Origin of the sequence: Nocardioides acrostichi, from assembly GCF_015319165.1 — a bacterium.
In the GTDB taxonomy this organism is placed as follows: Bacteria; Actinomycetota; Actinomycetes; order Propionibacteriales; family Nocardioidaceae; genus Nocardioides; species Nocardioides acrostichi.
This window is the reverse complement of record NZ_JADIVZ010000001.1, coordinates 156,237-178,347: the sequence shown is the minus strand read 5'-3', so window position 1 is coordinate 178,347 and position 22,111 is coordinate 156,237. Positions and strand designations below refer to the sequence as shown.

Below are 22,111 nucleotides of genomic sequence, written 5' to 3'. Positions count from 1 at the left end.
CACTCGCCGGAGTCGCTACTCGCCGGAGGCGCTCGGCGAGGGGCTCTCGCTGGCGCTCTCGGGCGACAGCACCCGCTGCGACTCTTCGTCGATGCGGCTCGTCACGGCGTCGAGGTCGATCGAGCCTGGGTCGTTCACGAGGTCTGCCACCTCGGTGTCGACGGCGCGGTGCAGCCGGTTCCACGTGCTCAGCAGCGGCGGCAGCTTGAGGTAGCGCACCGACCCGGTGAACACCTGGGCGTTGAGGGGCTCACGGTTCACCTGGAGGAAGGCGTCGCTGAGCGCCACCTTCTGGTTGGCCGGTTGGAGGTAGCCGGTGCGCACCACGGTGCTCACAGCGTCGTCGGAGATCAGGTACACCAGCAGGTCGGCCGCCGCACCGATCGAGGGCGCAGCGGGGTTGAGGCACAGCCCGGTGAGGTCGCCGGTGGTGGTGAAGGAGTCGAGAGTGGGCATCGGCATGACGTCGAAGCGCAGCCCCTCGACCTTGCGCAGCTGCGGCACCAGCGAGCGGTCGCCGGCGATCATCCCGAGGCGACCGCGCTCGAACCACGTGAGCGGACTCGCTCGAGACAGCTGCCGTTCGGTGAGGGTCAGAGCCCCGTTGCGCAACAGCGGCAGGGTCCGCTCCAAGGCGCTCTGGGTGCCGCCGGAGGAGAACGCGAGCGAGGTCGGGTCGTCGGTGGAGTCGAACAGCTGCCCGCTACCGGAGTAGATGAACGGGGCCAGACCCTCGATCGTGGGACTCACGTACACGCCGCGCGTGTCGCGCCGCGGACGCGTGGCGAACTGCGCGGCGGCCGCGAACTGCTCGAACGACCAGCGCTTGTGGTCGCTCGGAGCGTCGAGCCCGCGCTTGTTCATGCGGTCGAAGTCGATGAGGTCGGTGTTGTAGTAGATGACCTGCGGCTCGACGCCGTAGGGCATGCACTGGAGCCGGGCGCTCTCCGAGAACGCCTCGAGGGCGGCCCGGGAGTAGTCGTCGCCGAAGTCGACGAAGCGCTCGTCGAGCAGCTCGTCGACCGGGCGGCTGAGGTTGTCCTCGATGAGTCGCGGCAGGTCGCGTCGGGCGGCGAGGTAGACGTCGGGTGCGTCGTTGCCGCTCAGCGCCTTCTCGGCGGCCGTCGGCGTGCGCCAGGTGCGCAGCGTGACGGTGACGCCGGGTGTCATGGCGTTGTACTGCTCGACCAGGTCACGGTAGGGCGCCAGCTCGGCCTTCGAACCGAACATCCCGAGGGTGAGGTCGACGGGTTCGGCCGGCGGGGCCGAGGTGGACGGCGACGCACTGGGCTGCGTGGAGCCGTTGCCCTCGTCGGAGCAGGCGCCGAGCCCGGCGACCAGCAGCAAGGCCGCGGTTGCGGCCACCGCGCGCATCGACGTTCTCACGCCCATTCCTCCTGGTCGGGTCGCGCACGACCCGTCGCGTGCGCCCGCGCCACCCTACCGGGGTCGTTCGAGGTCGAGGTGGCGGCTCGCGGCGCCCACGACCCGGTCGAAACGTGGCCGGTCGAGCGCTGCCCCCTCGCGTCGCACGTCGTCGGGGGCCAGCCGGATCAGTCGGTCCAGCCGCACCTCACTGGGCCGCCCCTCACGGTCCCAACCACCCGAGCCGATGTCGAGCCAGTACCGGCCCCAGTGCGCCTCTTGGGCCGCGTCGCGGTCGTGGTCCTGGCTGGTGAGCATGAGGCCGTAGAGATTCTTGCGATCGCGGGCGATGACGAGCACGGGGCGGTCCTTGCCCCGGCCGGCGTCCTCCTCGTAGGGCACCCAGGCCCACACGACCTCGCCGGGGTCGGGCTTGCCGTCGGTGCGCGGGTTGTAGCTGACGCGCAGCCCGCGGGTGACGCGTGCGGCCGCCTGGCCCACGCGTCGACGCAGCCGACGAGCGACCCGGCCCTCTCCTACCACCACCTCGCCAGGGTAGGGCGTGACCGGGGTCACCCGCGGCTCGCCCGGGGTGGAGGTGCGCCGGGCCGGGAGCGCCTCACGGCGCGTGGCCGCTCGTAGCGGCTGATGTTGGGACCCGGGGCTGCCACGACCCGGCGCACCCGTATGAGTCTAGGCCCGGGAGGCGTCAGCTCAAGGGTGCCGTGCGGTGGTTCACACCTTGCGTCGACCACCGCTCGGTCGGGATGCGGGTCAGCTCAGGGCCTTGTCCATGCCGAACGCGGTGAGCACCATCCGCTCCGCGAGCTGGGCCGCCACGAACAGCAGCACCGAGGCCAGCGTCGTCACCACGAGCAGGCACCACACCAGGTCGTAGAGGTAGAGCGCGAGGGCCTGGTTGACCGTCTTGCCCACCGAGTCGGTGGTCGTGTAGAACTCCGCGATCAGCGCGCCGGTGATGGCGCCCGGCACCGAGATCCGGATCGCGGCGAAGGCCGCCGGCAGCGCCGAGGGGTAGGCCACCCGCCGCAGCACGTCGAGCCGGCTCCCGCCGTACACGGTCACGACGTCTTGCATCTGGGCCGAGACCGAGCGCAGTCCGAACGAGATGTTCACCAGCGCCGGGAACAGCACCACGATGCCGCTCATGACGGCCACGGTGGCGAAACCGTTGCCGAAGACCAGGGTGATGACGGGGGCGAGGGCGACGAGCGGCACCGTGCGCACGATCATCGCGACCGGCATGGTGGCCGCCTCGACCCCCTTGGAGAGATAGGTCGCGGTGGCGATGGCCGTGGCGGCGAGGAGACCGGCCGCGAAACCGATGCCGGCGTCGTAGAGCGTGCGCAGCAGTGGCGGCAGGACGGCCGACCACACGTGCACCTCGTCGCCGTCGACGTTGCGCACCTCGCTGTTGTGCACCAGCAGGTCGAGCACCTGCTGCGGACGACGCACGGTGAAGTCGGCGGCCTGGCTGACGTGCAGCAGCACGGCCCACCCCACGAGCAGGCAGAGCGCCGCGACCACGAGTGTCAGCACCGGCCGCAGCAGTGCCACGGCCCTCATCGCGCGACCCCGCTCGACCAGGGGGCCAGCAGCTTGGCGACCAGCCCGATGGCGGCGTAGGCCACACCGGAGACCAGGGCGCAGCCGAGCCCCAGCGACCAGGCGAGCGCCGTCTCACGGTTGTTCATCGCCAGGTACAGCGAGGGGCCGACGCCGACCTCGAGGTGGCGGTCGAACCACTCGCCGAGCAGCGCGCCGAGGAACGCCGCGGGTGCGGCGATCTGGAGGGTGGTGAAGAGGGCGGGCAACGACGCGACCAGACGCACTCGCCGGAACTGCTGCCAGGGGCCACCGCCGTACACCGACACGACGTCGAGGCTGGCCTTGTCGGCGGAGCGGAACCCGAGGATCGCACCGACCACGGTCGTGAACACCACCGACAGCCCGGCCAGGGCGGTGGCGGTCGGCGAGGTGCTCGTCGCCGTCTCGAGCAGGATGATGAGGATCGGCGCGAGCACCACGATCGGCAGGCAGTAGGTGACCACCGCGAACTGCATGACCAGCGGCTCCAGCCACGGCACCAGCAGCACCAGCACCGCCAGGCCGAGGGCGATCGCGACGCCGTAGAGATAGCCCCTGCTCGCCTCGTGCAGCGTGACGGCGAACGTGGAGCGGTAGTACCCGAAGCCACGGTCGTGGGCCTTGGCGAGGATCTCCCCCGGCGTCGGGATCTGGTACGGCGCCAGCACGGTCGCCGCGAGCACCCACCACGCCGTGACCACGACGACGATCGCGGCGGCACCGGTGCCGACCGTGCGGGCGCGCTCGGGGCTCAAGGTGAGCGCCATCAGTCCTCACCCACCGCGGCGCCGCCCGCACCGAAGAGCAGGTCGGAGGCGTGGTCGTGCAGGGCGTGGAACTCCGGGGTGCGCATCATCTCCGGGGTGCGCGGGCGCGGCAGGTCGACCGTGATGACCTCCTTGATGCGCCCCGGTCGCGGACTCATCACCGCGACCTGGTCGGAGAGGAAGATCGCCTCCGAGATGCCGTGGGTGACCATGAGGGTGGTCGCCGGCTTCTCGGTCCAGATGCGCAGCAGTTCCAGGTTCAGCCGCTGACGGGTCATGTCGTCGAGCGCGCCGAACGGCTCGTCGAGCAGCAGCACGCTCGGCTTCACGACCAGCGACCGGGCGATGCTCACCCGCTGTCGCATGCCGCCGGAGAGCTGGCCCGGCTTGGCCTTCTCGAAACCCTGGAGGCCGACGAGCGCGATCAGCTCGGCGACGAGTGCGTCGTCCGGCTTCTCACCGGAGACCTGGAACGGCAGTCGGATGTTGGACTCCACGCTGCGCCACGGCAGCAGGGCGGAGTCTTGGAACGCGATGCCGAGCTCGTGGTCGCGACGCAGCTCCTCCGGCGTCTTGCCGTCGACGAGCGCGGTGCCTGCCGACGGCTTCTCGAGGCCGGCGAGGATGCGCAGGATGGTCGACTTGCCGCAGCCCGACGGCCCGAGCAGGGAGAGGAAGCTGCCCTGGTCGGTGAACAAGGTGGCGTCGTCGAGCGCGGTGACGCTCTTGCGACCTACCTTGAAGGTCTTGCCCAGATGTTCGATACGGACGCCGGTCCCGGTGCTGCCGGAGTCATCCGGGACCGGCGTCTGCGTTGTCGTCTCAGTCATGAGCCGAGATCAGTCCTCCGTCGGGAGTGCCGTCAGCCCTTGAGCGACGGGTCGTCCTCGTAGACCTTGTCGATGAACGAGGTGTCGAAGAGGTCGTCGGCGGAGATGTCGATGCCGGCGGCCTTCAGCGACGTGAGGTTGTCCTGGATCATCGAGTCGCTCATGGTGAAGATGCCGTTCTCGTCGGTCTCCGGGGTCTTCACGAGCAGCTCGCACTGCTGCTGGGCCTGCTCGACCTCCTTCTTCAGCTCCAGCGGCGGGTCGATGTCCTTGCCGTAGGTGTCGACGGCCAGCTCGGCCCCGGCCTTGTAGCCCGCCTCGCCGTCGCAGGCGTCGTTCCAGCCCTCGACCTCGGCCTTGAGGAACGCCTCCACCTCGTCGGGGTGCTCGGCGATCATGTCGTCGGTCGTGATGACGGTCTCGGCCACGAAGGGCAGGTTGTTGTCGGCGAAGGGCAGGTCGACGGTGTCGAAGCCGTGGCCCTTGACCAGCAGCGACTCGTTGGTCAGGTAGGCGACCAGGCCGTCGATCTTCTTGTCCTCCAGCGGGGAGACGTCGAAGGAGTTCGGCACGATCGTCAGGCAGCTCTCGTCGACGTCGTTGGCCGCCAGGAACGCCTTGAAGAGGCTGAGGTTCGGGTCCTGCACACCGATCTTCTTGCCGCAAAGATCCTGCGGGGTCTCGATGTCGCCCTTGTCCTTGAGGGAGAGGATGGAGAACGGGTTCTTCTGGTACGTCGCGCCGACGATCTTGAGCGGGAAGCCGGAGTTCGCGATGGCAGAGGCGGTGGAGACCGCGTTGCTCAGACCGAACTCGGCCTTGCCGGTGGCCACGATCTCCTCCTGGGCGACGGGGCCGGCGAGGAAGTTCACCTTCGAGAAGCCGGCGTCGGAGTAGTAGCCCTTGTCGTCGGCGAGGAACTCGCCGGCGAACTCGGCGTTCTTGATCCAGCTGAACTGCACGCTGATCTCGCCGAAGTCCGCGGACCCGCTGCTCGCGGAGGAGTCGCTCGAGGCGGCGTCGGAGTCGTCGGACGACGAGCCGCAGCCGGCGAGCACGAGGCCGGCCGACGCGACGCAGGCGGCGATCGCCAGGGAGCGGCGGTGTGGGCCGCGGGTGGACAAGCGCATGTGGGGTTCCCTCCTGGAATGGGTCGCGCCGGGCCATGGCGGCTCGCGGCATCCCGAGTCGTGGAGAACCTAAGAAACCAGCGTTTCGGACGACGGCGCGTGCTGTTTCAGCGGCGTAACGGCTTGCCGGGCCTCGGGCGTCCCTGCCCGGGGCGTACGTTGAGCCGGTGACTCGTCAGCACCACCGGCCGATGCGCAAGGAGGTCGCGTTCTTCGACTCCGTCGAGGGCGGCACCGATCCCGCCCTGGTGTCCGAGGCCGCGGATCGGGCGGCGGCACTTCTGGTGCGTGGGGCACGCGCGTCCTCCGACGACGAGGTCGCGGACCGGCTGCTGCACCTGGCCGACACCGAGGGCATCGAGGCCATCGCCGAGGTGTGGTCCGGCTCGCCCCCGGACTCCCTGGCGGGGTCGCTGTGGCGGCTGTTCGTGCTGCGCCAGGGCGTGCACGCCGACCCTGTCGGCATCGCCCGAGACTACGAGGCGGGCCGTGGTCGCGCCGATGTCGCCACCGTCGTGGCGGGCGTGGCCGACCCACCCGGACCGGAGCAGCTGCGCACGATGGTCGACGAGGTGTTGCGCGGCATCGCCGGCTCCGACTTCGCCGACGTGCTCCTCCGCGCCGCGGCCTTCGCCCGCGTCGTCAGCGCCGGCCGGGCCGGGCACTCCGAGCGTGCCGGGGCCGATGTCGTGCGCATGCTCGACCTCGCCGAGCAGCTCGAGGCCGCCGGTCACGCCGAGCTGGCCGGCCGCCTCGCCTGACCCGCCACGAGTTTTCAAGTGACCCGTCACGAGTTTTCACGTGACCCGTCACGAGTTTTCACCTAGAGAAGGCCGCCGCTGGGTCGTGAGAGCCGATCGAGGAAGGCCTTCAGCACGGCCTCGCGCAACGCCGGCGGCGCCACCTCGATGAGCGCGTTGACCGCGGCGCGGTCCTCCGGGAGCGGCGCACCGACGCTGTCGTCGTCCGCACCCATACCCGCCGCCGCGAGCAGTGCCTCGAACTCCTCCGGCGTGAGCGTGCCGGGGTCGAGCGTGCCCAGGTAGGCGGCGATGCCGGGGTCGACCTGCACAGGACCCGCCGCGACCGCCTCGGCGACGGACGCCCTCCACGCCTGCGCGAAGTCGTCGAGGTGCGCGGCGGTGGCCGCGCTGACGGAGAGGTGGATGGTCGGCGGCCGCCCGCCCCACGAGAACTGCGGCTGCACGTGCCACCCGCGGCGAGTCATCGCGTCGCAGATCGTGAACGGGTCGCAGGTGTCGTCGGTGCCGATGGCCACCAGGGTGGAGTCCGGCGGCGCGACCACGTGGACGCCAGGAGTCGCCGTCACCTCGGCCACGATGCGGTCGACGGCGGTGAAGGTCGTCTCGGTGAGCCGCTCCAGGCCGTCGGCACCCAACGCGCGCACGACCGTCCACGCTCCCGCGGGCGGGCCGCCCGAGCGGGTCGACTGCATCGTGGAGTTCAGCATCGGGTAGCCGTGCCAGCGCGCCCAGGTGAACAGCTGCGGACGCCGCACCTCGGCGCTGCGGTGCAGCAGCAGCGAGGTGCCCTTCGGCGCGTAGCCGTACTTGTGCAGGTCGGCCGAGATCGACGTGACGCCCTCGATGGCGAAGGTCCAGGGCGGCACCGGCCGGCCGAGGCGAGCGGCGAAGGGCAGCACGAGTCCGCCGATGCAGGCGTCGACGTGACAGCGGATGCCGTGCCCGACCGCGATCGCTGCCACCTCGGGCACGGGGTCGATCACACCGTGCGCATAGGACGGCGCGCTGGCCACCAGCAGCACCGTGTCGTCGTCCACGACCGCGGCCATGGCGTCGGGGTCGGCCCGGCAGTCCTCGCGCACCGGCACGACCCGTGCCTCGACACCGAAGTAGTGCGCCGCCTTGTGGAAGGCTGGATGAGCGGTCTCGGCGACCACCATGTTGGGGTGGGTGATGCCAGGGCGCGCGTCTCGCGCGCCCTGGACGGCGAGCAGGCACGACTCCGTGCCTCCCGAGGTGACGGTGCCGACGGCGCCCTCCGGGGCGTCGACCAGCGAGAGGCCGAAGCCGACGAGGTCGTTCTCCATCTCCAGCAGGCTCGGGAACGCGGTGGGGTCGAGTGCGTTGCTGCTCGCGAACGCCGCCACCGCCTGGGCGGCCGCTCGGTCGACGTCTGGCAGTCCGGAGTCGAAGACGTAGGCCAGCGTGTGACCGGTGTGCACCGGCAGGTCGTGGGCGCGTAGGCGGTGGAGTTCGCCTGGCAGTTCTCCTGGCAGGCCGTCGGTGTTCACGAGGCGTCGACCTCCGATGCGTCGAGTGAGTAGCGGACCAGCCAGACCAGACTGATCAGCACGAGCAGGGCGGGCAGCAGTGAGAAGCCGAGGGTGATGGCGGTGAGCGCGGAGTCGGGTTGCGCTACGTCGCCGCCGGCACTGGAGCGGTAGCCGCCGAGTGCCAGCACGACGGCGAAGAGGCCGGGGCCGAGGGCCAGGCCGAGCGTCTCGCCGGCGGTCCAGACGCCGGTGTACACGCCGATGCGGCTCGTGCCGGTGCGTCGGGCGTCGACCGCGGCGGCGTCCGGCAGCATCGCGAGCGGGAACACCTGGCAGCCGGCGTACCCGACTCCGACCAGCGCCACGGCCGCGAACACCACGCCGGACGGAGCGCTGCGAGCCAGGACGGCGAGCGCGGCGCCCACCGCGAGCACCAGCGAGGCACCCAGGTAGCCGCGCCGCTTACCGATGCGGGCGCCGAGCGCCGACCAGGAGCCGGTGAGCAGCAGGGCCGGGCCGACGAAGCAGACGAAGAGGGTTGTCGAGGCAGCTTTCGAGTCGAGCACGTTCGTGGCCAGGTAGTCGACCCCGGCGAGCATGCAGCCGGTGGCGAGCGCCTGCACGACGAAGGTGGCGAGCAGCAATCGGAAGTCGCGCGCGCCGGCGATGACGCGCAGTTGGTCGCGCAGGCTCCCCGGGCCGGGCTCGATGGTGCCGACGGGGGCCGATCGGGTACCGCGGTAGGCGCCGACGGCACCGGCCGCGATGAGCAGCGCCATCACCAGGCCCATCACCCGGTAGCCGTCGCGGCCGCCGACCGCGTCTCGGATCAGCGGCGCCGTCGCTCCCGCCAGCATGATCGTGAACGCCAAGGTCGCGACCCGCCAGGTCATCAGGCGGGTGCGCTCGTCGTAGGAGCCGGTGATCTCGGCCGGCATGGCCACGTACGGCACCTGGAAGAACGCGTACGCGGTGGCGCAGGTCAAGAAGCACAGCAGCACCCAGGTGGTCTCGGCCGCGAGGGGCATGGGCGGCGCCGCGAACAGCAGCGCGAACCCAGCGGCCAGCGCGAGACCGGCGCGGAGCAGGAACGGGCGCCGCGGCCCGCGCGGATCGCTCGACCGGTCACTGATGCGGCCCGCGACGGGGTTCAGCACGACGTCCCACGCCTTCGGCGCGAACACGATGACGCCGGCCAGCAGCGCAGCCACCCCCAGTTCGTCGGTGAGGTACGGCAGCAGCATCAGACCCGGCACCGTGCCGAAGGCACCCGTCGCCACCGACCCCGCTCCGTACCCCGCACGGACGCCGCGCGGAAGCGCCACCGTGGTCGCCGTCACCATGGCGGCAGGCTAGAGGACGGACCGGTGGTGGGGCAGCGCGCGCCATCGCTCGTCGTCGAGTGCGGGTGAGACGCCGGGCAACAGTTCAGCCACAGAAGACCTGGAGGCCGTCGGTGCAGACGTCGAGTGGCGACTCCACCCCCACCCCGCGATGCGCAACGAATCCGACGGGGGTCTCACCACTCACTGTCACCCGCGCCGGCAAGGAGAGTTCCTCCTCTCCAAGCAAGCCTCGCGATGGCGCCCAGCCGCGACTCCAGCCGTCGAAGCTCGCCCTCCTCCAGCACCGCGTCGATCACTTACGAGACATGCCGGCTCACGGCGTCCTCGAGGGTCTCGTGGGAGTTCACCCCAGCACCTTCCTGATCCGCTGGTCCGAGACCGGATGGGCGGTGCCCAGGTGTTGGGCCCACAACGAGATCCGGTACTCCTCGAGCATCCAGCGCACCTGCCGCAGCCGGTCGGTCATCGGGCGACCGGGGGGCAAGGCGTCGACGGCGTGCTGCCAAGAGTCCTGGAGGTCGCCGATCTGCGCCATGAGCTGACGATCTCGGCCCACTGCTCCCCCGCCCTCGGCCAATCGCTCCCGTCGGACGACGAGCGCGGCGAGGTAGGTCGGGTAGCGGCGCAGCCGGGTCGGGCCGGCCTCACCCGCGAAGCCCGCATGCACCAGCCGATCGAGCTGAGCGCGCAGGTCGGTCATCGCCGGCAGCATCGCCATGTCGGTGCGCCCGGTGAGCGCCCGATCCGCGCCGCGCCAGGCCTCCAGCACCCGCACCACGTCGGCGAGCACGCCCCGAACCCGCGCCTCCAGATCGCGGCGGACCTCGGTCACGACCGCCTCGAAGCCGGCCTGGTCACGCACCGGAGGCCGCGTGTCGACGGCCTCGCCCGCGACCGCTGTGCGGCAGTCGTCGAGCAGCGCGGCGACCGAGGGGTAGGGCGAGCCGGCCAGGCCGAGCTTCTGGGCGTTGCTGAGGGAGTCGAGCACGGCGCGCGTCGTCCGGTCACCGTCCGCGTCGAGCGCGAGCAGCACGAGGCGTCGGACGCCGAGCCGGTGCAGCGCCGCGGCCTCCTCGGCCGACCCGACCACCTCGAGCCCGACGCTCGCCCCCTCGTCGACCAGCGCCGGGTGCGCGGTGACCTCGTGGCCGGCGCGGGTCTGGGTGATCTCGGCCGGGATCTCTGCGAACACCCACGTCGTCTCGCCGGTGCGCGCGAGGCCGGAGTCGGTGGCCACGTCGGTCATCGCCCGGTCGAACTCACCGCGCAGAGGCGCCTTGAGCGCCTCGAGATCCTTGCCGCGCGCCTGCTCGCGGCCGTGCTCGTCGACCACGCGGTACGTCGGCTGCAGGTGCGCGGGGATCTTCGAGAAGTCCCACGCCTCACGTGGCACCACCACGCCCTTGGTCGAGCGACACCACCGCTCCAGCGCCGTCAGCAACGACTCCTCCCCGGGCGGCACGTCGCGCAGGAACGTGCGCGCCTGGTCGGGCGCGGGCACGAACGAGACCCTCAGGTTCTTCGGCAACGAGCGGATCAGCGCCGTCACCAGCTCCTCGCGCAGCCCCGGCACGTTCCAGGAGAAGTCGTCGGCGCCGACTCGGTTCAGTGTCGCCACGGGGACGTCGATCGTGAGGCCGTCGTCGGCGGCGCCGGGCTCGAAGTGGTAGCCGATCGAGAAGGTGAGCCCGCCGTCCGGGCCCTGCCAGCTCTCCGGGAAGTCGGCCGCGCTCACCTGGCCGGCGGTCTCGTGGGTGAGCATGTCGGGGTCGAAGTCGAGCAGTCGCGGCCGCTTGCTCCGCTCCTTCTTCCACCAGGTGAGGAAGTGCGTGCCGCTCACGACCTCGGTCGGCAGCCGCGCGTCGTAGAAGTCGAAGAGCGTCTCCTGGCTGACCACGATGTCGCGCCGCCGTGCCCGGTGCTCGAGCTCGGCGGCCTCCTGGAGCAGCGCGGTGTTGTGGGCGTAGAACTTCTGCCGCCCCGACTCCAGCTCGGCCCAGTCGCCCTCGACGAGTCCGTGCCGGATGAACAGCTCGCGGGCGAGAGCCGGGTCGACCTGCCCGTAACCGACGAGCCGGTCGGCCACCAGCGGCACGCCGTACAGCGTGACCCGCTCGTGCGCCATCACCGCGGCGCGCTTGCGCGACCAGTGCGGCTCGGAGTACTGCCGCTTGACCAGGTCGCCGGCCAGGCGCTCCACCCAGTCCGGGTCGATGGCCGCGTTCTGCCGCGCCCACAGCCGCGAGGTCTCGACGAGCTCGCCGGCCATCAGGAAGCCCGGGTTCGCCCGGTGCAGGCCCGATCCCGGGAAGATCGCGAACCGGGTGCCGCGGGCGCCCAGGTACTCCCGCGGGCCGGGTCTCTTGTCGCGCCTGGCCCCCGGCGGCGGCTTCTCCCGCTCCTCCAGCGCGCCGATGTGCGACAGCAGCCCCGAGAGCAGCGCCTGGTGGATGCCGTCGGCGTCGGGGGTGTCCGCGGGGCGGCCTGCAAGAACGTCCATCTCCTTGCACACGGTGCGCAGCTGCGACTCGTAGTCCTGCCACTCGCGGATGCGCAGGTAGTTGAGGTACTCGCGCTTGCACAGGCGGCGGAAGGCGGACGACGACAGCTCGCGTTGCTGCTTCCTCACATACCGCCACAGCTCCAGCCACGCGAGGAAGTCCGAGCCGTCGACCTTGAACCGGGCGTGCTGCTGGTCGGCCTGGGCGCGCTGCTCGGCCGGACGCTCGCGTGGATCCTGGAGGCTCAGTGCGGCCACGATCACCAGCACCTCGCGCACGCAGCCGAGCCGGTCGGCCTCGAGGATCATCCGGCCCAGCCGCGGGTCGATCGGCAGCCGCGCGAGGCGTCGTCCGGTCTTGGTCAGGCCGTCGTCGCTGCGTCCTCGCCCCACGTGTGAGCGAATGAGGCTCTGCTCCGGCGTGATCGCGCCCAACTCCTCGAGCAGCTGGACGCCGTTGGCGATCTGACGCCGGTCCGGCGGCTCGACGAAGGGGAACCGCGCGATGTCGCCGAGCCGCAGTGAACGCATCTGGAGGATCACGCTGGCCAGGTTGGTGCGCAGGATCTCGGGGTCGGTGAACTCCGGACGGGCCTCGAAGTCCTCCTCTGAGTAGAGCCGGACGCAGATGCCGGGCCCGAGCCGGCCGCACCGGCCGGCGCGCTGGTTCGCCGAGGCCTGGCTCACGGCTTCGATCGGGAGTCGCTGCACCTTCGTGCGCAGGCTGTAGCGCGAGATGCGCGCGACGCCGGAGTCGACGACGTAGCGGATTCCGGGCACGGTGAGCGACGTCTCGGCCACGTTGGTCGCGAGGACGACGCGCCGCCCGGTGTGGGGTGCGAAGACACGGTGCTGCTCGGCGGCGGAGAGCCGGCTGTAGAGCGGCACCACCTCGAGCCCGCCGCCGGCGCCGCGCATCGAGGCGGCGGCCTCCTCCACCGCCTCGGCCGTGTCCCGGATCTCCCGCTCGCCGGGCAGGAACACCAGCACGTCGCCCGGGCCCTCGGCAGCCAGCTCACGCACCGCCTCGACCACGGCTTCGGTCTGGTCGCGCTGCACGGGCTCGCCCTCGTCGTCGTCCTCGGGCAGCTCCAGGAGCGGTCGGTAGCGCACCTCGACCGGGTAGGTGCGCCCCGACACTTCCACGATCGGGGCGGGCCGGCCGTCGCTGTCGGCGAAGTGCTGGGCGAACCGCTCGACGTCGATGGTGGCCGAGGTGATGATGAGCTTGAGGTCGGGGCGACGCGGCAGCAGCTGCTTGAGGTAGCCGAGCAGGAAGTCGATGTTGAGGCTGCGCTCGTGTGCCTCGTCGATGATGAGCGTGTCGTACTTCCACAGCATCCGGTCGCGCTGGAGCTCGGCGAGCAGGATGCCGTCGGTCATCAGCTTCACGCGGGTCGCAGCGCTGGTGCGGTCGGTGAACCGCACCTGGTAGCCGACGACGCTTGCGTCACCCGACGGTTGCTCGAGCTCGTCGGCGATGCGCTCGGCCACCGAGCGCGCGGCGATCCGCCGCGGCTGGGTGTGCCCGATGAGGCCGCCGCGCGGGCGCTTCTTGCCGTCGCGGGCGCGGTGCCAGGTCTGGCGCCCGCGGCCGAGCTCCAGACAGATCTTCGGCAGCTGCGTGGTCTTGCCCGACCCCGTCTCACCTGCGACGACGACGACCTGGTGGTCGCGGATCGCCTCGGCGATGTCGTCCTTGCGCTGGCTGACCGGCAGATCCGGATAGGTGATCTCCAGCGGCGACGGCTCCGTTTCTGACGGCTCCGCCCCGGACGCCACGCGGCTCACAGGTGTCCGGACAGCTGTGCCATCCGCCGCTCCAGGGCCTCGAGCCAGGCGTCGCGCTGCTCGGCGCCGACGTGGCTGTCGTCGTCCAGTCGAGCGCAGACGGGCAGCACGTCGATCGAGAGCGACGCTCCGCCGGCCAGCGCGCGCAGCTCGTCGAGCCGGTCGCCGAACGGCGTACCGCTGCCGGGTGAGTACCGGCGCACGGCGTCGGCGGGATCCTCGAGCAGGTCGGCCTTGGTGACCGCGACGACCAACCAGATGGGGCGCGGACGACGCACCGCCATCGCCGCGATCAGGTGCGCGGTGACGGCCCAGTCGTCGACCTCGCGCTGCCGCTGCTCGTCACGGTCGACCTCGACGGTGCCGCTGGTGCCGGCCGGGCGACGTCCGGTGGCCAGACCGTCGGCCACCACGTGCAGCACACCCGCGACGGGTACGTCGTGGAACACCTCATCGAGGGCCCCGAGACGCGTCGCGGCGTTCTCGCCGGGCACGACCCGGAAGCGGAAGCCGGTGAGACGGCGTCCGCGGGCGACGCGCCGCTCCATCACCGCCGACCCGACCTCACCGGTGGTGGAGGCGCCCGGGCGGCCGGCGAGGGCATCGACCAGCTCGGTCTTGCCGACGCCGGTCATGCCGGTGACGGCGACGGTCGGGAATCGCTGCTGCCACAGCCCGCTCACCCGCTCGCGACCCTCGCGGGCACGACGCCGGGCAGCACGGACGGGACGGGGCCTACTCACCGCCCCGACGCTACCGGTCGTGCGCACGAGGGGTCACATATCGCTGCTCGAGGGGTCACTGCGCGAAAGTCGTGGCAGGTCAGACGAAAACTCGTGACGGGTCACGTGAAAATTGGCGACGGGTCAGCGAGGAGCCGACCCAGGGCGCGCCTCCCGAATCGGAGTAAATCTCGGTGTCACGATGGAGCCCGTGTCTTCCCCCACGAACCGCCGCTCCCTCCTGAAAGCCTCCGCACTCGCCGCCGTCGCCGTCGGCGGCGTCGGTGCGGGCATCCGACTCACGCACGACCAGCAGGACGCCGAACCCTCACGCGGCGACGTCCTCACGCTCTCGGCCGACGACGGCTCCGATGTCGCCGCCCTCGACGTCCCGATCGCCTTGCGCCACCGCGACGGCCAGGTGCGCAGCGCAGCGCTGCGCACTTCGACGTACTCCATGCTCGCGCTCACCTGGCGCAACGCCGATGCGCACCCACACCTCGAGGCCCGCGCCCACCGCAAGAGCGGTTGGACCGACTGGGTGCGTCTGCCCGAGCTCGACGACATGCCCGACGAGGACGCCGGCCGCGTCGTCCGCCAGGGCACCGCCGCCTGGTGGGTGGGGCCCAGCCGGTCGGTGCAGGTGCGCTCGGTCGGCCCGGTGCCGAAGGATCTGCACCTGGTGCTGCTGCACCCGGCCTCGCGTGAGGCCGACGCCGCCTTCCTCTCCGAGAACCACCTCGACGCGCGCCCGAGCTCCACGGACCAGCCGGTGTCGCAGCCGAAGATCGCCACTCGCGCGCAGTGGGGCGCCGACGAGTCCTGGCGCGACGGATCACCGCGCTACAACAGCACCATCGAGCAGGTGCACGTGCACCACACCGCCAGCGGCAACGACTACTCCAAGTCCGACGTGCCCGGGTTGATCCGGGCGTTCTACCGCTATCACACCAAGAGCCTGGGCTGGTCCGACATCGGCTACAACTTCCTGGTCGATCGCTTCGGCCGCATCTGGGAGGGCCGCTACGGCGGCGTCACCCGACCGGTGCGAGGGGCGCACACCCTGGGGTTCAACAACACCTCGACCGGCGTCTCCTGCATCGGCAACTTCGACCAGGTGGCACCCCCGAAGGCGCTGCTGCGTTCGGTGGCGTCGGTCGCCGCGTGGAAGCTCGACATGTACCACCGCCGCCCTCGCGGCAAGACCACGGTGCGCTCGGAGGGCAGCGACAAGTACGCCGCGGGCGCGATGGCCACGCTGCGGGTGATCGACGGCCACCGCGACACCAACGACACCTCCTGCCCCGGCACCCTGCTCTACCAGAAGCTGCCGACCATCCGCTCGCTCACCTACGCTGCGATGAACGGCCCGGCTCCTGCGCCACAGCCGGTCGGCGTCACCAAGCCCGCCCACCTCGAGGGCTCCGCCGCGCTGGGCACGATGCTCAAGGCGCGCCGGGGCACCTATGACCCCCAGAAGGTGCGCACGGCCTACCAGTGGCTGCGCGACGGGCAACCCCTCCGAGGCGAGACGATCTGGAAGCACCAGTGCACCCAGGCCGACCTCGGCCACGACCTCTCGGTACGGGTGACCACCTCGGCCCAGGGCCGCTCCGACACGGTGCAGGTGCTCGACGCCGGCCGGGTCAAGACCGAGCCCGTGCTCGACGTCGTCACCCACTACCACGACCGCACCGGCAAGCTGCGCGTGAAGGTCTCGGTGACATCGCCGCAGGGCATCGACCGCGACCCGCACGGTCAGGTCACCGTGAAGGCCGGCAACCGCTCCAAGACCGTGCCGTTGGCCAAGCTCGGCAAGGCCGTCGTGCTGGGCGGACGACGCGGCCTCAAGCCCGGCGTCAAGATCGTGCACGTCTCCTACACCGGCGACAAGGCCTACCAGCCCGCCACGACCCAGCAGCGGTTCGCGAAGTAGCCGCCCCCGGTGGTTGAGCCGCGAGGAGCGCCGGCGACGAGCGCGTCGAAACCCAGCAACTGTGAAGGCAACGCCAGCTTTCGTCTCACCGGGTTTCGACACGGGACTCGGCTAGCGCCTCGCCCGGCTCAACCACCGGTGGGCACGGGACTCGGCTAGCGCCTCGCCCGGCTCAACCACCGTCATGGCCCCGGTGGTTGAGCCGTGAGGAGCGCCAGCCGGTGGATTGAGCCGTCGGATGCCGAAGGCGAAGGCGTGTCGAAATCGACGAGCGCCCCCGCCGGTGGTTGAGCCGCGAGGAGCGCCAGCGACGAGCGCGTCGAAACCCAGCAACTGTGAAGGCAACGCCAGCCTTCGTCTCACCGGGTTTCGACACGGGACTCGGCTAGCGCCTCGCCCGGCTCAACCACCGGTGGGGAACCTCGGCTAGCGCCTCGCCCGGCTCAACCACCGTCATGGCCCCGGTGGTTGAGCCGTGAGGAGCGCCAGCCGGTGGATTGAGCCGCCGGATGCCGAAGGCGAAGGCGTGTCGAAATCGACGAGCGCCCCCGCCGGTGGTTGAGCCGCGAGGAGCGCCAGCGACGAGCGCGTCGAAACCCAGCAACTGTGAAGGCAACGCCAGCTTTCGTCTCACCGGGTTTCGACACGGTCTCGCCTAGCGGCTCGACCGGCTCAACCACCGGTGGGCACGGGACTCGGCTAGCGCCTCGCCCGGCTCAACCACCGGACGGCTCACTGTTGCCACTGCGGGTCGGTGACGAAGGCGAGCACCGCGTCGAGGTCTACCTCGCCCAACCCGGGCGTGTGGCCGGAGTCGGAGCCGTCGACGGTGACGCTGACGGTACGGCTGGGTCCGGCGTACACGAGGAGCGCAGCGCGTGCTGCACGACGTCCTCCGCGCGGTGCGGGTCGCCGCAGATCAGGTAGGCGGTGCGGAAGAGGCGGTCGCGCCGCTGCGCCACGAACTCGGTGAACGCCGCGTCGCGCTCGCGGCTCCGCTCGCCCATGCCGCCCATCCTCCTCGCCCGGCCCCCGGGTGCGGGCTCTCCTGAGGCGAAGACGGGCCCGACGCGGGATCGGTTGGGTGGGCCGGTCGATCAGTCCGAGAGCTCGGTGCCGCGTACGGGGATCCAGGTGCTCACCCGGGCGACGAAGCCCTTGCTGTACCCATCGTCGGGGTTCTCCGGCCCGCGCAGGGTGCCGTAGATCTGCATGAACGTCTTGCCGGGCAGCGCATCGGGCCTCTCGGCCTCCCAGCGCAGCCGGCACTCCAGGGAGGTCGGACCCACCTGGGCCCACTTCTCATAGCGGGCGTCACCGCCGTAGATGTAGGTCCAGAAGTTGCCGGCCGCGCCACAGGAGTTGACCGGTCCGGACTGGTTGTAGTGGTAGGTGTCGGCCTGCTCGGTGATCGGCGGCGTCGACCAGCCCGGCGGCTCGGTGTAGAGCGCCGAACAGGCGATCTCCTTGAACTCCTTGGTCTCCGGGTCGAGGTAGACGCACTGCCCCGAGGCGAACACGTCGGTCTCGTAGTAGCACGGCGTCGGCGACCAGTTGTCCCGGCCCGGCCACTTGTCGCAGGCGGGCACGGACGGCGCCAGCTTGGCGGTGACCTTCGAGCCCTTCGCGCCGAAGGCGCCGCTGGCGTTGATCCGCGTCCACTCACTGGTCAGCACGGGCAGCTTGCAAATGGCCTTCCGGCCGGTGATGTCGTCGCACGTGTAGGGGTCGCACGCGTCGCCGAGACCGTCGTCGTCGGAGTCCTGCTGCCGCGGGTTCGGCTCGAGCACGCAGTTGTCGAGCTCGTAGTCGGCGCCGACGTAGGGCTGGAAGTTCGGCCAACCGTCCTTGTCCTCGTCGTTGTTGTGCGCCGGCAGCACCCGCGCCTTGAGGCCGTCGAAGTCGGCGTCCTTGAGATCGACGTCCACCTCGAACGGCACGGCCGCCGCGAAGGTCTGGTCGGTGTCGCCGTAGGGGGTCACCTCCAATCGGCTGAACGGCACCGTGAAGGCGATCTCCTGTCCGGTTCCAGGGTTGCCGGGGCAGAAGTCGATGGCGTCGCGCACGCGGTAGGAGAGCCCCTCGGTGACCAGGTCGGCGGCGCGCACCACCCCCCGGGAGTCGATGTCGCTCTCGAGTCGCAGGGTGCCGGTGACCTCGCGCTCGTCGGGGTACTCGACGTCGCCCACGACGTAGCTGCCGGTACCTCCGGCCGCGTTGCCGGGCGGCGTCAGCGTGCCCTCGTAGTCGAGCACCATGAAGCCGGGCGCCAGGTCGAGCGGCTCGCGCCCGTTCTCGACGTAGGTCTCGCCCGGGTCGAGTTCCTTGATCGTGTACTCCAGGCTGCCCGACTCACCGCTGGGCAGCGCTCGCGGGCCGCCGTCACCGATCCACTCCTCGGCGACGCGGTTGGTCAGGAGTCGCTGCACGGCCTGCTGCACCGTGGTGCCGAACCGGGAGTCGTCGACGAAGCTGTACGTCGGCTCCAGCGGCAGATCGCGCACGATGCCGGTGCTGCCACCGCCGATGTACTTCATCCACAGCGCGGCGTTCCACGAGCCGATGTAGACCCGGATGAACGGGATGATGGTGTCGTTGACGTAGGCCAGCGCCAGTCCGGCGGCGGTCTGCGACGAGAACGGGGTGCAGAAGGCGTCGAGTCCGCCCCACAGCTCCGAGGCCGTCTCGCCGAGCCAGCTCGGGTCGGCCTGGTCGGTGGGCCGGATGCGGGTCTCCTCACCCTGGAACGAGGTGAGCGAGACGCTGATGACACCGTCGCGCAGCGTGGCGTCGTGATGCCGCTCGGCCAGCGTGTCGGGGTCGAGCCCCAAGACGTCGACGAGACCGTCGTCCACGCCCGGGATCGGCGCCTCGAAGGAGAGCGTGACGGGCTTCGCGAATGTCAGCCCCGTGGGCGAGACGTCGAAGAGCGGGATGCCGTACGCGACGTCCTTCGTGCCGGTGAACGGCAGGGGTGTCACCGAGATGCCGGTCGGCTCGGCTACCGCGCCCGCGGGCACCTCCAGGCTCCAGCCGTCTCCGGTGAGCGTGCCCCCCTCGGGACCGATGCTCTGCTCGTCGGCCACGCCGACGAGCGGGAGGTCGCCGTCGACCGCTCCGGCGCCCTCCCTCATCCCCGCGTGCGCGAGACCCGCGAGGTAGCCCTCGGCGCGCGCGTGCACGAGCACGAGCCCGTCGGCAGGCGCGGCGATGGTGAAGGTGCCGTCGTCGGCGGCGGTCGTGGTCAGGCCCCCCACCTCGACCTCCGCGCCGGCGATCGCCTCCTTCGTCACCGCGTCGACGACCCGGCCGGTCAGGACGCCGTCGTTCGCGACATCGGGCCGACGCACGGTCAGCGAGGCGCGCCGTCCGCTGGCGGCCGAGACCACCCGCACCGTGGAGGTGCCGGGCGCGACGTCGACCCGCGCGCTGAACCGGCCCAGCGGGTCGGGCGCGGCGGTGACCGGCACCAGACCGCCGTCGATCTGGACCCCGCCCGCGGGGTCGCTGAGTCCGGACACCTCGAGGGTCGCACCGCGCCACGAGGCCGCGTCGAGGTCGACGGCGTGCGGGTTCGGCGTCCTCTTCGTCTCGCAGCCGCGCCGTTTCTCGCCCCGACAGCCATCGCGACTCGGCCCACCCACGAGAACGTCGCGCGCCGGGCCGCCGTCGAGGTAGTCGGCGTCTCCGCCCCCGACGAGACGGTCCGGGCCGCCCTGCCCGTAGAGCCTGTCCTTACCGGCCTGGCCGACGAGCTTGTCCTTGCCGGGGCCGCCCCAGACGAAGTCTCGACCCGCGCCACCCTTCACGACGTCGTTTCCGCGACCGGTGCACACGACGTCGTTACCGGCGCCGGCGAGCACCTTGTCGTTGCCGCCGAGGGCGACGATCACATCGTCGGCCTCCGTGCCACGGATCGTCTCGGACTTGTTCGTGCCCACGATGGTGGCCGGGAGCCCCGCGCACGCCGGGCCCGTGGAGCGCTTGGCTGCCAGACCGGGACTGGCTGCCGGTGCAGACCTCACGGTGTCGGAGGCCGCCGAACTCGGCGTGGCCGACCAGCCGGCCGCGAGGAGCGGTGCGCAACACAGTGCAGCGAGAAGGCGTCTCATCGGGCGGTGAACCTCCGGCTCTGCTTGGACTCGGCGCTCCGGCCGACCAGGTTGCGGGCCCACGCGGTGCAGCGGTACCGGGCCCCCTTCTTCAACGTCGCGACGACCACCGTGGGCCGCTTCGAGGACGACGTGCGGTGCGGTCCGGACGGCGAGGTGCACGTGGCCTGGTACCGCGTGGTGGGCGCACTGCCCGCGCGGCCCGGCGCCAGCGTGAGCACCGCCCGATGCCCCTTCTTCTTCGTGACCACGCGGTCGATGCCGGGCGGGCCCGGCACGCGGTCGTCGCTGAGGAGGCGGACGTCGTCGGCCTCGGGCTGGCCGACCGCATAGCCGTTGCCCTGCTCCACCGTGAGGGTGACGCGCTGCGCCCTCTCCGCCTCGTGGTCGTCGATCGGGATGAGCAGCACGTCGACCGTCTTCTCCTGCGCGGGGAACGTGACCGTGGTCGGCAGCGTCGCGTAGTCGGTGCCCGGGCGGCCCGTGCCGCTCGAGGAGACGTTCACCGCCAGCTCGCCGCCGATCGTGGTGGTGCGCGAGAGGGTCCAGGTGCCGGTGTCGGAAGGCTCGCGTGCGGTCGGGTCGGTGGCCTCGACGGTCACGATCGGCAGATCTCCGCCGCCACCGCCTCCGCTGCCGCGGTAGAGCCTCATCGAGTGCTCGATCGCATGCCTGGATCCGTTGGTCTGATCGGTGACGGTGAGAGACGCCAGGGCGTAGTCACCCTCGTCGTAGGAGACGACCGGCTCGGCCTCGTGGCTGGTGGCGTAGTCCCGGTACTCCGAACCGCCTGCGTCGACGACCTGGAAGGTCCAGTCGTAGGTGAGCCGATGGCCCCACTGCGCCCGGCTGGTGTCGTCGTAGGTCACGGTGACGCCGTCCTCGGCCCGGGACTGGTCGAATCCGGCGACGGGGGCGCGGTCGCGCTCCTCGCCATCGACCGGCAGCCAGAAGCGGGCCGTGCGAGCGCCGTCCGAACCGTCCTCCTCCTGCACCAGAAGGCTCGCGGCGCCCTGGATCCAGGTGGGTCCGAAGAGTCCGTCAGGGCGGTTCTCGACGCCGTTGGGCGCGGTGTCCGCGCGTTGGTAGAGGCACTCCTCGAGCCTTGGTCCACGCTCGGCCCAGACCTGATCGGTCCCGGCGGCGCCGCCGTAGACGTACTGCCCGTCGAACCTCCCGTGGCAGTCGTGCATGCCGAGCTGGTAGCCGGCGTTGCCCAGCGCCGTCCACAGCAGGCTGCCGGGGTCGCCCTGGCCGGTGGCCGCGGGGTAGTCGCAGCTCCACGAGGCGCGCCCCAGCCACGTCGGGGTCCGGTCGGTGCCGGAGTCGTAGGAGTCGAGGTAGGCGCAGGTGTCGTAGTCGACGTCGTAGGAGATGCCGTAATAGCAGACCGACGGCGTGAAGACGCCGGTCAGGGTGTCCTGCTCCTGGCACGCCGGGATCGAGGTGTCGATCGAGACCAGGGCCCCGGATCCGATGTCGCCCGAGACGAAGACGTCGTAGTCGAGGTAGCCCGTGGCCGGACAGAGATCGCCGATCGCCGGGTCGGCGAGCGTCGACCCGCACCCGGGTGCCTCGTAGGTGGCCACGGCCCCGGCCGACGTCGCGATCACCGCCGGCACGACCAGCAGCACTGCCAGCACCATCCCCACCCGTGCACGCAGGCCCATGCGCCTCCCCTTCGCGTCCCGACGGCTTGGCGCGGTCGGTCCGTGTCAGGCCGACCGCGGCCTCACCCTCCCAACCC

General features: G+C 71.3%; 16 protein-coding genes. 3 read left to right on the top strand and 13 right to left on the bottom strand.

What is annotated here, in order from left to right:
• Positions 1 to 15: 15 nt before the first annotated feature.
• The 6 genes from ISG29_RS00835 to ISG29_RS00810 form a co-directional block, all read right to left on the bottom strand.
• Positions 16 to 1,386: an ABC transporter substrate-binding protein gene (locus ISG29_RS00835; protein WP_194501478.1), complete on the bottom strand. Its 1,371-nt coding sequence runs from the start codon at positions 1,384 to 1,386 to the stop codon at positions 16 to 18.
• A 54-nt stretch (positions 1,387 to 1,440) separates the two neighbouring features.
• Positions 1,441 to 1,911, bottom strand: a complete 471-nt coding sequence (locus ISG29_RS00830; protein WP_328827407.1) for a type II toxin-antitoxin system PemK/MazF family toxin — start codon at positions 1,909 to 1,911, stop codon at positions 1,441 to 1,443.
• A gap of 228 nt (positions 1,912 to 2,139) precedes the next feature.
• Positions 2,140 to 2,952: an ABC transporter permease gene (locus ISG29_RS00825; RefSeq protein WP_194501476.1), complete on the bottom strand. Its 813-nt coding sequence runs from the start codon at positions 2,950 to 2,952 to the stop codon at positions 2,140 to 2,142.
• Positions 2,949 to 3,740 carry an ABC transporter permease gene (locus ISG29_RS00820; protein ID WP_194501475.1) on the bottom strand — a complete coding sequence of 264 codons (792 nt, stop codon included), beginning with the start codon at positions 3,738 to 3,740 and terminating at the stop codon, positions 2,949 to 2,951. Before ISG29_RS00820 ends, ISG29_RS00825 begins: the two co-directional genes overlap by 4 nt.
• Positions 3,740 to 4,570 carry an ABC transporter ATP-binding protein gene (locus ISG29_RS00815; RefSeq protein ID WP_194501474.1) on the bottom strand — a complete coding sequence of 277 codons (831 nt, stop codon included), beginning with the start codon at positions 4,568 to 4,570 and terminating at the stop codon, positions 3,740 to 3,742. Before ISG29_RS00815 ends, ISG29_RS00820 begins: the two co-directional genes overlap by 1 nt.
• A gap of 32 nt (positions 4,571 to 4,602) precedes the next feature.
• A complete protein-coding gene (locus tag ISG29_RS00810) occupies positions 4,603 to 5,700 on the bottom strand; it encodes an ABC transporter substrate-binding protein (RefSeq protein ID WP_194501473.1) in 1,098 nt (365 codons plus the stop codon).
• A 167-nt stretch (positions 5,701 to 5,867) separates the two neighbouring features.
• Between ISG29_RS00810 and ISG29_RS00805 the strand changes: the two genes are divergently transcribed.
• On the top strand, positions 5,868 to 6,461 hold the full coding sequence (locus ISG29_RS00805; RefSeq protein ID WP_328827401.1) for a hypothetical protein: 594 nt from the start codon (positions 5,868 to 5,870) through the stop codon (positions 6,459 to 6,461).
• Between the two features lie 62 nt (positions 6,462 to 6,523).
• Here ISG29_RS00805 and ISG29_RS00800 read toward each other — a convergent pair whose 3' ends face one another.
• The 4 genes from ISG29_RS00800 to ISG29_RS00785 all read right to left on the bottom strand — a co-directional run bounded on the left by ISG29_RS00800 (position 6,524) and on the right by ISG29_RS00785 (position 14,337).
• Positions 6,524 to 7,975: a pyridoxal phosphate-dependent decarboxylase family protein gene (locus ISG29_RS00800; protein WP_328827399.1), complete on the bottom strand. Its 1,452-nt coding sequence runs from the start codon at positions 7,973 to 7,975 to the stop codon at positions 6,524 to 6,526.
• A complete protein-coding gene (locus tag ISG29_RS00795) occupies positions 7,972 to 9,300 on the bottom strand; it encodes an MFS transporter (RefSeq protein ID WP_194501472.1) in 1,329 nt (442 codons plus the stop codon). Before ISG29_RS00795 ends, ISG29_RS00800 begins: the two co-directional genes overlap by 4 nt.
• Before the next feature lie 346 nt (positions 9,301 to 9,646).
• Positions 9,647 to 13,585 (bottom strand): ATP-dependent RNA helicase HrpA, encoded by a 3,939-nt coding sequence (hrpA, locus tag ISG29_RS00790; RefSeq protein WP_328827397.1) that lies wholly within the window; start codon positions 13,583 to 13,585, stop codon positions 9,647 to 9,649.
• 5 nt (positions 13,586 to 13,590) lie between these two features.
• Complete coding sequence (locus ISG29_RS00785) at positions 13,591 to 14,337, bottom strand: GTPase domain-containing protein (RefSeq protein WP_194501471.1); 747 nt, start codon at positions 14,335 to 14,337, stop codon at positions 13,591 to 13,593.
• A gap of 190 nt (positions 14,338 to 14,527) precedes the next feature.
• Between ISG29_RS00785 and ISG29_RS00780 the strand changes: the two genes are divergently transcribed.
• Positions 14,528 to 16,252 (top strand): peptidoglycan recognition protein family protein, encoded by a 1,725-nt coding sequence (locus ISG29_RS00780; RefSeq protein WP_194501470.1) that lies wholly within the window; start codon positions 14,528 to 14,530, stop codon positions 16,250 to 16,252.
• Between the two features lie 732 nt (positions 16,253 to 16,984).
• Here ISG29_RS00780 and ISG29_RS21210 read toward each other — a convergent pair.
• Positions 16,985 to 17,116 (bottom strand): hypothetical protein, encoded by a 132-nt coding sequence (locus ISG29_RS21210; RefSeq protein WP_268927532.1) that lies wholly within the window; start codon positions 17,114 to 17,116, stop codon positions 16,985 to 16,987.
• A 14-nt stretch (positions 17,117 to 17,130) separates the two neighbouring features.
• On the opposite strand from ISG29_RS21210, the gene ISG29_RS00775 reads away from it, so the two are divergent.
• On the top strand, positions 17,131 to 17,304 hold the full coding sequence (locus ISG29_RS00775; RefSeq protein WP_194501469.1) for a hypothetical protein: 174 nt from the start codon (positions 17,131 to 17,133) through the stop codon (positions 17,302 to 17,304).
• 45 nt (positions 17,305 to 17,349) lie between these two features.
• Here ISG29_RS00775 and ISG29_RS00770 read toward each other — a convergent pair whose 3' ends face one another.
• A complete protein-coding gene (locus ISG29_RS00770) occupies positions 17,350 to 20,364 on the bottom strand; it encodes a hypothetical protein (RefSeq protein ID WP_207792621.1) in 3,015 nt (1,004 codons plus the stop codon).
• On the bottom strand, positions 20,361 to 22,034 hold the full coding sequence (locus ISG29_RS00765) for a Calx-beta domain-containing protein (protein WP_194501467.1): 1,674 nt from the start codon (positions 22,032 to 22,034) through the stop codon (positions 20,361 to 20,363). The genes ISG29_RS00770 and ISG29_RS00765 overlap by 4 nt, the downstream gene beginning before the upstream one ends.
• Positions 22,035 to 22,111 lie beyond the last annotated feature (77 nt).

Excerpts from the sequence above, each read along its gene's own strand:
- ISG29_RS00825 (WP_194501476.1), bottom strand. The coding sequence starts at position 2,952 with ATGAGGGCCGTGGCACTGCTGCGGCCGGTGCTGACACTCGTGGTCGCG.
- ISG29_RS00810 (WP_194501473.1), bottom strand. The coding sequence starts at position 5,700 with ATGCGCTTGTCCACCCGCGGCCCACACCGCCGCTCCCTGGCGATCGCC.
- ISG29_RS00770 (WP_207792621.1), bottom strand. The coding sequence starts at position 20,364 with ATGAGACGCCTTCTCGCTGCACTGTGTTGCGCACCGCTCCTCGCGGCC.
- ISG29_RS00765 (WP_194501467.1), bottom strand. The coding sequence starts at position 22,034 with ATGGGCCTGCGTGCACGGGTGGGGATGGTGCTGGCAGTGCTGCTGGTC.
- ISG29_RS00820 (WP_194501475.1), bottom strand. The coding sequence starts at position 3,740 with ATGGCGCTCACCTTGAGCCCCGAGCGCGCCCGCACGGTCGGCACCGGT.
- ISG29_RS00795 (WP_194501472.1), bottom strand. The coding sequence starts at position 9,300 with ATGGTGACGGCGACCACGGTGGCGCTTCCGCGCGGCGTCCGTGCGGGG.
- ISG29_RS00815 (WP_194501474.1), bottom strand. The coding sequence starts at position 4,570 with ATGACTGAGACGACAACGCAGACGCCGGTCCCGGATGACTCCGGCAGC.